Annotated in this window: 12 protein-coding genes; 4 read left to right on the top strand and 8 right to left on the bottom strand. The window is 57.8% G+C overall.

What is annotated here, in order from left to right; all coding sequences use genetic code 11:
• Position 1: 1 nt before the first annotated feature.
• The 6 genes from ABOK31_RS23045 to ABOK31_RS23020 form a co-directional block, all read right to left on the bottom strand.
• On the bottom strand, positions 2-1,027 hold the full coding sequence (locus tag ABOK31_RS23045) for a glycosyltransferase family 2 protein (RefSeq protein ID WP_349961066.1): 1,026 nt from the start codon (positions 1,025-1,027) through the stop codon (positions 2-4).
• The gene (locus tag ABOK31_RS23040) at positions 1,024-1,962 is read right to left on the bottom strand and encodes a glycosyltransferase family 2 protein (protein ID WP_349961065.1); all 939 of its coding nucleotides are present in this window, start codon (positions 1,960-1,962) and stop codon (positions 1,024-1,026) included. Before ABOK31_RS23040 ends, ABOK31_RS23045 begins: the two co-directional genes overlap by 4 nt.
• Positions 1,959-2,957 (bottom strand): glycosyltransferase family 2 protein, encoded by a 999-nt coding sequence (locus ABOK31_RS23035; protein ID WP_349961063.1) that lies wholly within the window; start codon positions 2,955-2,957, stop codon positions 1,959-1,961. Before ABOK31_RS23035 ends, ABOK31_RS23040 begins: the two co-directional genes overlap by 4 nt.
• On the bottom strand, positions 2,954-4,162 hold the full coding sequence (locus ABOK31_RS23030; protein ID WP_349961061.1) for a glycosyl transferase family 1: 1,209 nt from the start codon (positions 4,160-4,162) through the stop codon (positions 2,954-2,956). Before ABOK31_RS23030 ends, ABOK31_RS23035 begins: the two co-directional genes overlap by 4 nt.
• Before the next feature lie 105 nt (positions 4,163-4,267).
• A complete protein-coding gene (locus ABOK31_RS23025; RefSeq protein ID WP_349961060.1) occupies positions 4,268-5,071 on the bottom strand; it encodes a glycoside hydrolase family 16 protein in 804 nt (267 codons plus the stop codon).
• Between the two features lie 4 nt (positions 5,072-5,075).
• Positions 5,076-6,230, bottom strand: coding sequence for an acyltransferase (locus tag ABOK31_RS23020; RefSeq protein ID WP_349961058.1), 1,155 nt, complete (start codon positions 6,228-6,230; stop codon positions 5,076-5,078).
• A 647-nt stretch (positions 6,231-6,877) separates the two neighbouring features.
• On the opposite strand from ABOK31_RS23020, the gene ABOK31_RS23015 reads away from it, so the two are divergent.
• Both ABOK31_RS23015 and ABOK31_RS23010 read left to right on the top strand, forming a co-directional pair.
• Entirely contained in the window at positions 6,878-7,837 is a 960-nt protein-coding gene (locus tag ABOK31_RS23015; RefSeq protein WP_349961057.1) for a glycosyltransferase family 2 protein, read from the top strand.
• Positions 7,838-7,923: 86 nt separating this feature from the next.
• The gene (locus ABOK31_RS23010; protein ID WP_349961055.1) at positions 7,924-8,868 is read left to right on the top strand and encodes a polysaccharide pyruvyl transferase family protein; all 945 of its coding nucleotides are present in this window, start codon (positions 7,924-7,926) and stop codon (positions 8,866-8,868) included.
• Between the two features lie 12 nt (positions 8,869-8,880).
• Here ABOK31_RS23010 and ABOK31_RS23005 read toward each other — a convergent pair whose 3' ends face one another.
• Both ABOK31_RS23005 and ABOK31_RS23000 read right to left on the bottom strand, forming a co-directional pair.
• The gene (locus ABOK31_RS23005) at positions 8,881-9,891 is read right to left on the bottom strand and encodes a glycosyltransferase family 2 protein (protein WP_349961054.1); all 1,011 of its coding nucleotides are present in this window, start codon (positions 9,889-9,891) and stop codon (positions 8,881-8,883) included.
• Between the two features lie 89 nt (positions 9,892-9,980).
• Positions 9,981-10,268: an exopolysaccharide production repressor protein gene (locus ABOK31_RS23000; protein ID WP_349961053.1), complete on the bottom strand. Its 288-nt coding sequence runs from the start codon at positions 10,266-10,268 to the stop codon at positions 9,981-9,983.
• Between the two features lie 730 nt (positions 10,269-10,998).
• Between ABOK31_RS23000 and ABOK31_RS22995 the strand changes: the two genes are divergently transcribed.
• On the top strand, positions 10,999-11,679 hold the full coding sequence (locus ABOK31_RS22995; protein ID WP_174181890.1) for a sugar transferase: 681 nt from the start codon (positions 10,999-11,001) through the stop codon (positions 11,677-11,679).
• Between the two features lie 84 nt (positions 11,680-11,763).
• A complete protein-coding gene (locus ABOK31_RS22990) occupies positions 11,764-13,038 on the top strand; it encodes a polysaccharide biosynthesis/export family protein (protein ID WP_174181888.1) in 1,275 nt (424 codons plus the stop codon).
• Positions 13,039-13,046 lie beyond the last annotated feature (8 nt).

The following is a 13,046-nucleotide window of genomic DNA, read 5'->3' as shown; positions in this document are numbered from 1 at the left end:
TCTATCCTTTGTTAGAGTGAGGGCCTGCGCCCATATTGGGCAGGGGGGAGGAAAGTGAAGAGGTAGGCGACGGCTGGCGACCGCTCCGCAGAGATGCGGCCAACCGACGAAAACGCGCAAAGATCGGCATGCTGAGATGGCGCACCGCCCGCGGGTTGAGGCATGCGATCTTGAGCATCGCCTGCAGTTCGCGCTCCTTGATGCTGTCGACCAGCTTCAGGAATGCGATGACGTCCTTCAGATTGCGCGTGCGTCGCCGTTGTGCGGCAAGGGCGGCAGCCCCGAAGGGATGTTCGGCGAAGAATCTGGTGTCTGCGGCAAGCATGGCCTCGACATGGTCTTGTCTGAGAACACGCGAGATCGACCCATCGCGAATATAATATAGGTAGCCGACGGTCGGCTCGACGACGCAGACGCCGCCACGAGCAAGGGCGGAAGCAAGGAAAATGTAATCCTCGCCGATCCGCAGGCTCTCATCGAAGCGCAGCCGATGCTTCTCGACGAAGGCTCGCTCAAAGACCGGCTTCATGTAACCGAAATTGTGCTCCGACTGGAAAATCATGTTCGAGGCGATGAATTTTGCCAGCGTCAGCGTCGGCATGCGCGCCAGCATCGGCTCCGGGAACATCGGCAACATGGTGCCCGCGTCCTCGCGGATGACATCGAGATTGTCGACCGCGATCTGCGCCTCGACCTTTTCCGCCCTGGCGATCAGGCGGGCCATACGATCCGGACGAAGGGCATCGTCGGAATCGAGCACAGCCACCCAGCGGCCGCGGGCCGCATCGAGCCCGGCATTGCGGGCAGCACCTGGACCGCCGTTGCGGGCCATGGCGACAAGGCGCACCCGCGGATCGGGATGGTTACCGGCAATCTCGCGCGTACCATCGCTCGAGCAATCGTCGACGACGATCACTTCCATGCTGACGGCGCCTTGTGCCAGCGCACTGTCGATGGCACGCTCGAGCGTTTCCTCGGCATTATAGGCAGCGATGACGAAGCTGACATCAGGGATGAAATCCGTCATTGCGGTGCCTTCTCCAGATTTCCGTATTGTTCGATTTCGCGAACTCCAAAGAGACCGCTGACGACGCCGGCATGCATGATGCCGCGCAGACCGTAGCGATGACGCTTGATGGGGGACGCGGAAAGCAGCGCGGCGGCAGTAAAGCAATAAGCGGATTTCGTACCCGCAAGCGCGATCGCGCTCCAACGCCCGAAGCCACCTTTGGCTTCCAGCAGCATACGACCATGCGTCTGGCCCATGCGATACCGGCGCTTGGAGAGCCACGAAACGGTCGCCCGCTTGTTCGGGACGGGTTCGTAGACGAGCGCATCCGCTGCGTAGGCGATCCTGCCGCCCGCCTTGTGCATATGGGTGAAGAACTCGGTGTCTTCGCCGCCGCTGCGTCCGAGCGCGATATTGAAGCGTCGACCGGCAAGCGAAGGCGCGCCACGGCGCAGCAACACATTGCAGGTGTAGCCGGTCAGGATTTCTCCTGCGACCCAGACCGGCAAAGTCGAATGGAAATCGCCGTGCTGCATCCAGGTCGGAGCGACATTCGCATAGACCGCCTGCACGGGCCCGAGAACGGCGTCGGCGCCGGTCGTGTCGGCCATGATGATCATTTCGCTCAGCCAGTCTTCCGAGGCCGTTTCGTCGTCATCGATAAAGGCGAGGAAATCGCCGCTCGCATGCTCCAGGCAGGCATTGCGGGCGATCGAGATGTTCGATGCCGGGCAATGGACATAGACGATCTCGAAGGGCACGGCCGAACGCATGGCGTCGACGCGGCCCCGCGCACTCGGCGTTACATCATTGTCGGCGACGATGATCCGGATGATCGCGCCTGTGGGGATGCTGAGCACGGCAAGTGACAGCAGCGTCTGATCGAGCTCTGCCCGCCGATAGGTGCAGACCGCGATGTCTATCTTTGTCGGGCGTCGATGGACTTGTGTCATGACGCGATCCTGCGATTGCGGAAGCTGAAGACTTCCATCCAGAAGCCCATGGACCAGGCGAAATGCATGACCATGGCGGAAATTGCAGCCAGCGGGCCGTAAGGGTTCTTCTGGCCGAGAGCGATCCAGAAGCCATAGGCAATGCAGGCCACGGCCCATAGACCAACCGGAATAACAGCAATCCAGTTGAGGACGGCCAGGAAGGCACCAATGAAAATCGGCACGACCGCAAGCGGCAGCATCTGGCGCACGCTCGGCATGCTGCGATGCTTGAGAATATTACGCGCGCGGCCGCGGCCATAGCCGAGATACTGCTTGAAGAGCGTCGGCACGCTGGAACGCGGATAGTAGGTCATGGCCGTCTTGTCGGTCAGCCAGATCCGATACCCCGCCTTGTTCAGCCGATAATCCAGCTCGGCATCCTCGTTATGGCTGAAGGTTTCGTCATAACCGCCGACGGCGCGGAAGGCGGCAACGCGCATCAGCGCATGGTGCCCGTGTTCGGCCCAGTGACCCTTGGCACCCTCGCGATGCTTGGAGCCGCCATTGCCGAGCTTGGAGTTCTGGGCGACGGCCGTTGCCTTCTGGAAGGCGCTGAAGCCCATGGTGCGCATGGCAACGACGATGGAATCCGCGCCCGTCGCGCCAGCCTCTTGCACCAGCGTCTGGCAGTAATCGTCCGGGTAGTCCCCATGGGCGTCGATACGGATGAAATACTCATGATCGTCGCCGAACGTCTCGATGGCGAGATTGATCGCCGCGCTCTGCAGTCGTTTCGGATTATCGAGCAATAGAACGCGCGGATCTGTCAGCGCTATATCCCGAACGATCTCGCGCGTGCGATCGGTGCTGCCGCCATCAGCCACCACGATCCTGGCGTCGAGTTCGTCCAGAGCCTGCCCGAGCTTTTCGATCAGCGGCTCGATATGCTTTTCCTCGTTGAGGCAAGGAATAACGATTATGCAACGCATATCCCCTGAACTTTCGGTCGTCATTGCAATCCACCTCTATTGCGATGCAGTTGTGGGAGGGCCTGTATTTCGGCAATCTGCTCATTGGCGCGCGTCAGCGAGGCCAGCCGCTGCACCAGTCCCTGACAGTCGGTGCGATCCATCATCCATTGCTTGTGATCCTGGGATGCCACGGCCTCGAAAGCGGCGAGGTAGCGCTTCGTGTCCATCTCACCCAAAAGCGCCGCGAGATGCTCGGCATCAGCCTCGTCGAGCGTAAGCCCGATCCTTCGGCTCGTGAGGAATCTCGCTGTCTCGGTACCCTTGATCGCGATCGGCACGGTGCCGTAAAGGCCGCCTTCATAAAGGCGGTTCGGCAGCAGCCAGCTGGAGTTCAGGCCTTCTTCGAAGAAGTCGATGGCCCAGGAAAACTGGACTTCGCCATAGATCGCCGAGAGATCCTCAGGGTTCTTGTAGGCGCCGGCAAAATGCATGAAGGGTGCATCGCGGACGGTGCGATCGAAATCGTCGAACTCGGAATAAGCCGGTCGGCCCCGCAGGACGATCTCGAAACGACCATCCATCCGGCGAGAGAATTGATCGAGCAACGCCAACGACTTGCGGCAGCGAAGGGCGCCGAACCAGCCTATCTTCCATGGCTTGCCCGCAGCCGGCGGCCTTGCGGCCGATGCGAAGGTGCGCGCCGCAGGCTCAAGCGCCAGCACCTTGTTTTCGAGCAGCATGACCGGCACATTGAGCCCGGAGCGCGGGCGGAAATAACGTTCGATGAAGGCTGGCGAACTGGTCACCAGCAATGACGCTTGCGAGCCGAAATGACGCTCCGCACTGCGAAGCGCACTGCCCACCACATCGTCGCGCAGCAACAGCCGATGGATATCGAGGCACTCATAGACGATCGGCATATCGCCGCCGAAAACGGACTTGGCGCGATTGGCCAGTGCCAGCATTTCGAGATTGCGGCCGATGATGAGGTCCGGCCTTGCGACCGAGCGCAGCGCACCACGCAGTTTCGCCGCCGATCTGGCCACCGCCGCGATACGCTGCGCAAATTGGGCATCCTGCGTCTTGCCGAGCTCGATCGGCTCGACACCATGGATGGCAGCCAGCGCATTGTCATCGCGCCGGAAACCCGCGAGCGTCACGAGTGCCCCGCCGGCCTGCAGCATCAGCACCCGCCTGCGCACGGCCGGGTCGGCAAGATCATGAACGAAGTACAGTATATGCAGCATCAAAATTTCCGCTTTTGCGCCCGGTCAGGACCGGGCACCTCGTGTGGTTGGTGTTGCATGGTGCATTGCAACCGGCCGCGAGGGATGCCACGCAGCCGGCCGTGTTTAATCGAGCTTGCAGGTGATCGATTCCGGGAACAGGCACTTCTCTCCCGGCGCAGTGAAGGCGACGCGCTTGATCTCCATGGTTGCCGGCTCGCCGCCGTAGGCGAATTTGCCCATCCAACCACTGAGCGTATCGGTGCCCCAGAGGCTGAAGAAGATCTTCTGGGCATTCGTCGGTATCTTCGAAGGATCGGTGACTTCCTGAACGAGCTTGCCGTTCACGTAATAGCGCAGACGATCCTTCTCCCAGACGAAGGCATAATCGTTGAAGCCCTGGTCGGCACCACCGGAAACCGGTACCAGCTTTTCGTTGCCGCCCTTGGCCGAAATATATTGGTTGACCTGAACCTGGCCGGGATTCTTGCCGAGCACTTCGAAATCGATTTCGTCATGCGGCTTCTTGTCGGTCGGGCCGATATAAGTGAAGAAGGCAGAGTTGAGACCAGGCCCCTTGGCTGTGCGGTAACGCGCCTCGTAGGTGCCATAGCCGTAACGTTTCATCGTCTGGATTTCGCCGCAAGCATAATTGCGATCGCCGGTCTTGGACTGGGTGAACTGCAGTTGCAGCGCTCCGTCCTTGACGCTCACCTGTTTTCTCGACCAGGTGCAATTCTGATACGCTCCATTGTTCCAGCCATCGGAGATATACCAGCGGCTGGTATCCAGATGCTCGAAATTGTCGACGAATGACCGGCCGCTCGCCTGATCATCCTGAGCGGACACGGCCTGCGGCAGGCAGCACGCACTCATGAGAGCGATTGAGACAAGACCAAGTCTTTGCACGTAGCTTTTCGATGTCGTCATGGCATCACCTTTGCTTCGAACGCACTTGCCGATCTTCGGCAGCGCGGTTCTGGGCGGCGCGGATTTCGCTTTGCGGGCGTGCCCGGCTGCCGGTCAGCAGGTTGTGGAAGCTTGGCAGGGCGTAGCGCGCCATGCCATTGGTCAAGGGCAGCAACAGCAAGGCAAGTGCGGCCGCCAGAAGATAGAAAATCGGATAGAGCTCGCTGCCACCGCGGTTCCAAAGAACCCAGAGACAGAAGAGCAGCGGATAATGGGCGCAAAAAATCCAGAAGCTGAGGCTGCCGGTTCCTGCCAGGCCCTGCCCGATCCGGCTGCGGATGAAGATTGCCGATAGCGCCCAGAAGCCGGGAATACCCACCAGCACCATCAGATTGCGACAAACCTCAAGCCACAACGGCAATCCGGGCCCTGTCATGTAGGCAGCCGTTGCCAGAAGCGCTGCAAGCGCAATGAAGGCAGGTGCTATCAGGGCGGCATAGCGATCTATGAGCGTCACATCGATACGATGGAGGCTCAGGTAAATTCCGAAGCTGAAGCTGAAGAGGATCGAGTTCCGCAACACTATCCCGATAGATATGGGCCAGGCTGCAAGCAGAAGCAGAAAGACCAATGTCGGTAACGGAGCACGACGGATAAGAAAAGCCAGTACCGGCGACAGCAAAATGCAAACAAAAAGATCGCGCAAAAAATAGAGCGGCAGATTTATCGGTTCACCGTCGATAGCCAGCAAGAGATTTGATATCGTATGCGGATTGGCTTCCGACAGATCCGGCAGATACCCATCGCCTATACCGTAGTACTGAAGAAGCAATACGAATAGGAAGAAAGTGCTATTCCACAACAGGAACGGCAGAATAACTGTCTTTGTCTTCCGGCCAATGGTCTTTGTATAGCTCTGCGGTGCCTTTCCATTACGAAACAGCAAGTAACCGGAGATCACGCTCAGGCAGGGAACACCGACACGGAACAAACTGTCACGCAGGAACACGCGCAGCCAATCGAAAAAACCATAGGCACCGTTGAACGGGCTGGTATGCGGATCGAACGGTATGTGGACAAAGATTATGCCCGAGATGAGCACGATACGCATGAGGTTTATCCGCGAAGACACGTTGGCAGTCACATTCACGATGTCTGTCACCCCTTCTTCGGGCTGCATCCCCCCCTCGCAGCCATTTCAAACAGAGCAGAGCTCGCAGAGGTAACCTAGGGCGCTCTTCGGAAAGGGAATATGGCACCGCAGCAAAATTGAGCAAAAAATCATATGCGGATCAGTGCAAAAAACGCCGATTTGTACGCGTTTAAGCGTGGAATAATCGATTTGAATCGGAGAAAAGCTCTGCTGCAGAAGGCACTTAGACGCCCGCTCGATGTTTCGATGCCGGTTTCCGGCGAAGGGGTCCGACCCACCCTGTTTTTTTACTGGAAGGTGAAGATTTTTTGCAGCGCAGCAGAGTTTAGTGGGCGAACCATGACCAAAATGCGACAGCATTTCAATCCTTATAAGAAAAGCAATTCACATCGCTCCCCTCATGAGTGCAATAACGCGCGATCATGATGCGCAATGTATCACAATGATCCGTCGGCCGGACGGTCTGAATGCTGCCACGCGCGGATAAAGTTTGAGAAAATCTCGTTTCTCAACATTGCTCGACACCGATTGGACGCTACCTGTTGGCGTCACAACGACCTCCGTTATGGGTCAATCGGCCGGGAAATTGGCGCGGATGCCGTTGGAAAGCCAATGATCATGCCCTCGGGGGATGAGACCGCAAGCCCTTGAATCAAAACCGTAAAGGCGGGAAAATGGCGTCTATCACGATTGTTATTCCGTTCTATCAGAAGCAAACCGGCGTTCTGCAGCGCGCGTTGAACTCGATATCCCGGCAGACATTTCAGGATTTCGATATCCTCATCGTCGATGATGAATCCCCACTTCCGGCAGAAGGCGAGCTGCAGTCGCTGAGCAGCGAAGAAAGAAAGCGCATCCGTGTGATCCGTCAGGCCAATGCGGGTCCGGGCGGGGCTCGCAATACCGGCCTTAATAGCGTGCCGGCCGAGAGCCGGTTCGTGGCCTTCCTGGATTCCGATGACGAATGGGCACCGGAGCATCTCAGCAATGCCTTCGGAACGCTGACCCATTACAATGCCGATTGCTACTGGGACTCCATCGATGGCGGCAAGGAGTTCTATTATCACTTCAGCATCGCCGAGCTTGGGAAATCGGCCGATACGATACGATTGTCGGACAGGCCCGCCGTCGTCGAAATCCCGAACATCGCCAGCGTCATGCTGCAGGATTGGAGCTTTTTGCACATGTCCTGCATGGTGATCGGGCGGCCGCTGTTCGAAAAGATCCGTTTCGAGCCGTCATTGCGGCTGGCGGCGGAGGATGTCTTGTTCTTCTGCGACTGCATTCTCGCAGCCAAGCGGGTATTGCTGTGCGAAAACGCCGGTGCACTGCGCGGCGAAGGCGTGAACATCTTCCACAGCATCGACAATGACTCCCCGCAATTCCTGCGTCAGCAATTCAATACATGGACGGCGCTCAATACACTGGAGCAAAGATTTTCGCGTCGGCCGCAGGATGTCGAGTCCATCCGTCTCTATAAAAACCGCGCCCGGCGGCAGGCGCTCTGGAGCCAGGCGCGACAGATGCGACAGCGGCGTATGCCGCAATTTGGATTGCTGGCAAAATGGGCCTTCCGCGACCCGGCGATTTTACAAAGCGTCATGCAGCTTGCCGTCGGCAAGCTCGCGCCCTAGATTTTGCAGCGCAGCATGAGCTGCGCATGCCGCATCGAAGAGCCACGGCATGCCCCGCTATCGTTTGGATCAGCAAGGAGTCCTGTATGAAGCCGTTCCACTGGGAATCCACCCATGGCAATTTCGGTGATGATCTCAATCTCTGGCTCTGGGATTTCCTACTCCCCGGCCTTCGCGATGTTCACGCGGAAACACTGCTGGTCGGCGTCGGAACCGTCCTGAACACAGAGATCCTGCCTCACGACGGACGCAAGCTCGTCATCGGCAGCGGCTTCGGTTATGGTTCCCTTCCCGATATGCGCGACACTTCGCAATGGGATGTCCGCAGCGTGCGTGGCCCGCTGACGGCGGAAAAGGCTGGCTTGCGCGCCGAAATGGGCATCGTCGATCCCGCCGTCCTGGTGACGGAAATGCCGGAATTCCAGAACATTTCGAAAAATGGCAAGCGCACCTTCATTCCGCATTGGGAATCGGCTGCCGCTGGCCTCTGGCCTGAAATCTGCAAGACCGTCGGCCTTTCCTATCTCGACCCCCGCGGCGAGGCGAAGGCCGTGATCCGCGAAATTGCCGCCTCCGAACTGATCGTTGCGGAATCCATGCACGGCGCCATCCTTGCCGATGCTTTCCGCGTTCCGTGGATTGCAGTCAGCTCCTCACGCTCCATCAACAGCTTCAAATGGAACGACTGGGCTCGCTCGCTCGGCGTCACCTATCAGCCGAAGCACATTCCCGTTTCAACCCGCGCCGAGGCGATCGCCAAGGGTGCGAAATTCTGGGGCGTTGGCTTTGAGCGCAGCACGCTGGCAGCAGCCGAGCTTGGAAAGCAGCGCTACGGGGAAAACGTGATGCTTGCCGATCCAGAACAGACCACGCTGCGCGTCATGGCGAAGCAGGCGCTTGCCATGCCTTCCGCCCTGGCTCTTTGGCAGGCAAGCAAGGCAAGGCCGCAGCTGAGCAAGGACAGCGCGCTGGCAGCCTGCAAGGAGCGCCTCCTCAATGTGATCGAAGGTGTACGCCGCGACTATCTATAAGCCGCGATACCGCTATTTCGGAGCGGCCTGCAGAAGATAGCGCAGGCCGTTTGCACCGGCATGGGCAATGGGCGCGCCGCTCCGCTTACGGAAGCGCTCTGTCTTGTCCGTGAGAATGCCTCCGGCTATCGCCGGGATGGCGAAGGGATGCGAAAGTGCATAAATCGCGGCAGACAAGAGTCCCGACTGCGACTTAATGTCGAGGAAATGCCGCAGCTCGTAGCGATCGCGGATATGCTGCTCATGACGGCGGATGATCGCAGCATCTTCTGAAGAAAGCCCGCCCTTGGCAAGAATGGTCCGGTCAGCCTCATAGAGGCGGCGCAAATCCTCTGTCTTGTGCCGGCCGCTCAGGGAATCGCTGCGCACGACCGCGCCATAACCGCAGCTGTGGATGATCTTGTAGCGTGCGCGCTTGGCCAGCGCACGCACATACAGATCGTAATCTTCGCCGAGGCGCAGCGCCTCGTTGTAGCGCAGGCCATGCGCATCCAGAAATGAACGCCGCATCAAGGGCTTCAGGAAGCCGATCTCACCGCGGCGCACGCCGCGCTTGGAAATATTGCCCTCGACGAAAGCAGCAAGATCGAGAAAACGCGGCTTTGCATCGAAATGATCGAGCCGTGCATGCGCCTCAGGAACGGTGTCGGCACTGACGAAGGCGATGTTATCGGCAACGAAATCCCAATCATCAGCGGCAAGCAGCGCAGCGAAACGCCCCGGAAAGAAGAAATCGTCGGCATCGAGAATGCCGATCAACGGAGCCTTGGATATCTCGATCGCGTGATTGCGTGCTGCGGCGGGACCGCGATTCTTCTCGAATTCCTGGATTGTCAGCCTGCCGCTGCCGTCATCGGCCTTGGCGGCGGCGGCGGCGGTTCCATCCGTCGAACCGTCGTCGATGACGACGACTTCAGCCACTTCGGGCTCCCGAAGGGCCGAGGCAACGGCCAGCCCGATGGTGTCACTGGCATTCTTCGCGGCAATGATTACGCAGACACTTTTTTCTGCACGGTCGGTCACGTCAGCCTCCAATGGTTCAGGCGGAGACTTAGGACATGGCTCTGATCCGGCAACCGCCGGGTCGTCAAAAGATCTGATTGTCTACCCTGTCAAGGGTTGAACGGCTCGGACCGCTTCAAACTGGATGCGGACAGACCGGCGACCTTGCCCTCCTCCTGGCCCACTGGCACCTTGTCTTCGTTCAACAGGGCCTCGTGCGCTTTGCGCTCTTTCCACACAAGGTAGAGCACGCCCAGGAAATAACCGACCTGCAGAAGGACGGCACAGATCACCGTTTCGATCAGCGTGGTCGAAAGCGAGTTCGTCAGGAAATATGTTGCGATAGCAAATACGATCAGCGTGCCCAACATGCTGATGAAAACGCGGGGCGCATACATAATCTTACCTCGCCCGCTCTGCCATCATATAAAAAACGATCAAGGTCTTTCCTCCCTTATCAGACCCGAAACTCAAATATATTTTATGATTCATTGAGATTCAACCAAGTCACGTTGATCCGTTGCGATTTGAGACGACCCTAACGCCGGGCCTGTTAAAACTACACCTCGATTATAATTACAATTGAATTTGTTCATCTTTCTCTTTGCAATTATATGGAGATGTAATGAAATAATGCAATTATAGCGAGGCACGCGGTCAGCCACGCCCCTGTGGTTTCATCGCCAATTCAATCAACTTTTATTACAAAGTCCTGAAAAATCCGATCGCAGTATGTGCACCGCAAAATATTGCTGCAGCGCAATATATCCTATGAAGAAATTAGGATAGCATATAGCTGAAGGGAAACCGAGCACAGGCTATCGAAGCCAATGATAATGAACAACTTACCGTTCGATACCTATAACATCCTTAGAAATCGTCGACTATGACGCGGCAGAGCTGCTAGCCGTGCCTTTATACGCAGCGCGATACAGTACAACCCATCTATAACCGATCACTGATTTAAACCAAGTCACCATTGATGCGGTAAATATATACCGCCATGCCATATCGCTACAAAAGTTTGGCTTAAAAAGTCCAAATCGGAACCTACACTCCGATCATCCCGGCTCTAATTACGCGTCCGAGAATTTCCGACCAATCGTCAACATGAATGGAGTTTTCTCTATGAAGTCTGCGACGAGATCGGCCACATCGGCTTTTTTCAGCGCCGCGGAAAGCGACGTCTTTCCGCCCACTGGTGGAGTACTGAAACGTGTTTTCGACGTCTCTACCGCTATGCTCGCTTTGATTTTCATCAGCCCGCTCTTTCTAATGCTGATGCTGCTGGTGAAACTTACAGACCGCGGCCCCGCTTTCTACGGCCATCGCCGTATCGGCCATAATGGCAAGACTTTCCGTTGCCTGAAGTTTCGCACCATGGTCGTCGATGGCGACAAGGTGCTGCATACCCACTTGCAGTCCAATCCCAAGGCAATGGACGAGTGGCGCGCAACGCGCAAACTGCAGAACGACCCCCGCGTCACCACCGTCGGTGCCGTCCTGCGCAAACTCAGCCTCGACGAGCTGCCGCAGCTCATCAACATCATCCGCGGCGAAATGAGCGTTGTCGGACCACGCCCGGTCGTGGAAGACGAGCTCGAGCGCTATGAGACCTCGGCAATCTATTATTTGCAGTCTCGTCCGGGCTTGACCGGCCTCTGGCAGGTCAGCGGCCGCAACGACGTCTCCTATGAAAGCCGCGTCGCCTTCGATACGCATTATGTGAAGAACTGGTCGCTCAGCAGCGACATGGTGATCATCGCCAAAACCATTCCTGCAGTCTGCCTCTCGCGCGGCAGCTATTGATGATGACTGGCAGATACCGCGGGAGGTTTCCTGCGGTTTTCCCGCGTCTTGCGGGTTGCCTACCAATAACAGGGAAGATCCTGCATGATTGAATTTCGGCCTTCCAAAAGGCTTGTACGCGTCAAGACATCGCTGCGCTGCGCATCCTTCGTAGCCCTCAGCCTTTGCGTAGCTTCCGTCTCGGCTTCGGCCGAAAACCTTCCCGGATATCATCTGGGCGTCATGGACAAGCTACATGTGCGCGTTGCCGAATGGCAGACCGCCGAAGGTACCATCCGCGACTGGTCGGTGATTTCGGGCGACTACACCGTAGGGCCATCCGGCTCGATCTCGGTTCCTTTCATCGGGGACATGCCCGCAGTCGGCAAGACCACGGATCAGATCGCCGACGCCATCGGCCTTGGACTGCAAAAGCAGTTCGGCCTGCGTGATCGCCCGTCGGCTTCCGTTGAAATGTCGCAGTTCCGGCCGATCTATCTTTCGGGAGAAATCCAGAATCCCGGCGAATATCCGTTCGCGCCCAACCTGACCGTGCTGAAAGCCGTAAGCCTCGGTGGCGGCATGCGCCGTGCCGATGCCGGACAACGCTTTGCCCGCGATTTCATCAATGCCAAGGGCGACGCCGTCGTCTATATGGCGGAGCGCGGTCGCCTGCTGATGCGCAAGGCGCGCCTGCTGGCCGAACTGGCTAGCAAGGATGATATCGATGTGCCGACGGAGCTGAAGCAATTGCCGCAAGCGGCAGATCTGCTCGCGAGCGAGAAAGCGCTGATGGATACGCGCAGCAAGCGCATGAAAACGCAACTGCAATCGCTGGAAGACTTGAAGGCGCTCTTGCAGAACGAAGTCGAGGCCCTTTCGAAGAAGAACGACACGCAGAGCCGTCAGCTCGATTTGGCCAAGGCCGATCGCGACAAAGTCGAAAGCCTGACCGAGCGCGGGCTGGAGCTTGCCTCCCGCAGAATCTCTGCTGAACAGCGTGCCTCCGACCTGGAAGCGACGCTTCTCGATACGGAAACCGCGTCCCTGAAAGCCAAGCAGGATATCAACAAGGCCAATCAGGACGAGATTACTCTGCATAACGACTGGCAGAGCTCGTTGGCCCAGGACATGCAGGACACGGACACGCAGCTGGAAACGCTGCAGCTCAAGCTGTCGACCAGCCAATCACTCATGCAGGAAGCCGTGGCTCAATCGGCCGACGCCGGCAACCTCGATCCGAGCGGACCGGGTGTAAGCATTTCCTACACGATCATTCGTGACGAAAACGGCCAGCCGAAGGAAATCCAGGCTCAGGAAAACACGCAGGTACTGCCGGGCGACTTGATCAAGGTCAATACCGGCCTTGCCATGCGATAGGAAAGTCG

This window comes from Rhizobium sp. ZPR4, from assembly GCF_040215725.1.
In the GTDB taxonomy this organism is placed as follows: domain Bacteria; phylum Pseudomonadota; class Alphaproteobacteria; order Rhizobiales; family Rhizobiaceae; genus Rhizobium; species Rhizobium rhizogenes_D.
This window is presented reverse-complemented; position numbering and strand designations above follow the sequence as displayed.

What these genes read in the sequence shown, in the direction of transcription:
- ABOK31_RS23035 (WP_349961063.1), bottom strand. Translation starts at nt 2,957, where the DNA reads ATGACGACCGAAAGTTCAGGGGATATGCGTTGCATAATCGTTATTCCT.
- ABOK31_RS23015 (WP_349961057.1), top strand. Translation starts at nt 6,878, where the DNA reads ATGGCGTCTATCACGATTGTTATTCCGTTCTATCAGAAGCAAACCGGC.
- ABOK31_RS23025 (WP_349961060.1), bottom strand. Translation starts at nt 5,071, where the DNA reads ATGACGACATCGAAAAGCTACGTGCAAAGACTTGGTCTTGTCTCAATC.
- ABOK31_RS23040 (WP_349961065.1), bottom strand. Translation starts at nt 1,962, where the DNA reads ATGACACAAGTCCATCGACGCCCGACAAAGATAGACATCGCGGTCTGC.
- ABOK31_RS22995 (WP_174181890.1), top strand. Translation starts at nt 10,999, where the DNA reads ATGAAGTCTGCGACGAGATCGGCCACATCGGCTTTTTTCAGCGCCGCG.
- ABOK31_RS23045 (WP_349961066.1), bottom strand. Translation starts at nt 1,027, where the DNA reads ATGACGGATTTCATCCCTGATGTCAGCTTCGTCATCGCTGCCTATAAT.
- ABOK31_RS23020 (WP_349961058.1), bottom strand. Translation starts at nt 6,230, where the DNA reads ATGCAGCCCGAAGAAGGGGTGACAGACATCGTGAATGTGACTGCCAAC.
- ABOK31_RS22990 (WP_174181888.1), top strand. Translation starts at nt 11,764, where the DNA reads ATGATTGAATTTCGGCCTTCCAAAAGGCTTGTACGCGTCAAGACATCG.
- ABOK31_RS23000 (WP_349961053.1), bottom strand. Translation starts at nt 10,268, where the DNA reads ATGTATGCGCCCCGCGTTTTCATCAGCATGTTGGGCACGCTGATCGTA.
- ABOK31_RS23030 (WP_349961061.1), bottom strand. Translation starts at nt 4,162, where the DNA reads ATGCTGCATATACTGTACTTCGTTCATGATCTTGCCGACCCGGCCGTG.
- ABOK31_RS23010 (WP_349961055.1), top strand. Translation starts at nt 7,924, where the DNA reads ATGAAGCCGTTCCACTGGGAATCCACCCATGGCAATTTCGGTGATGAT.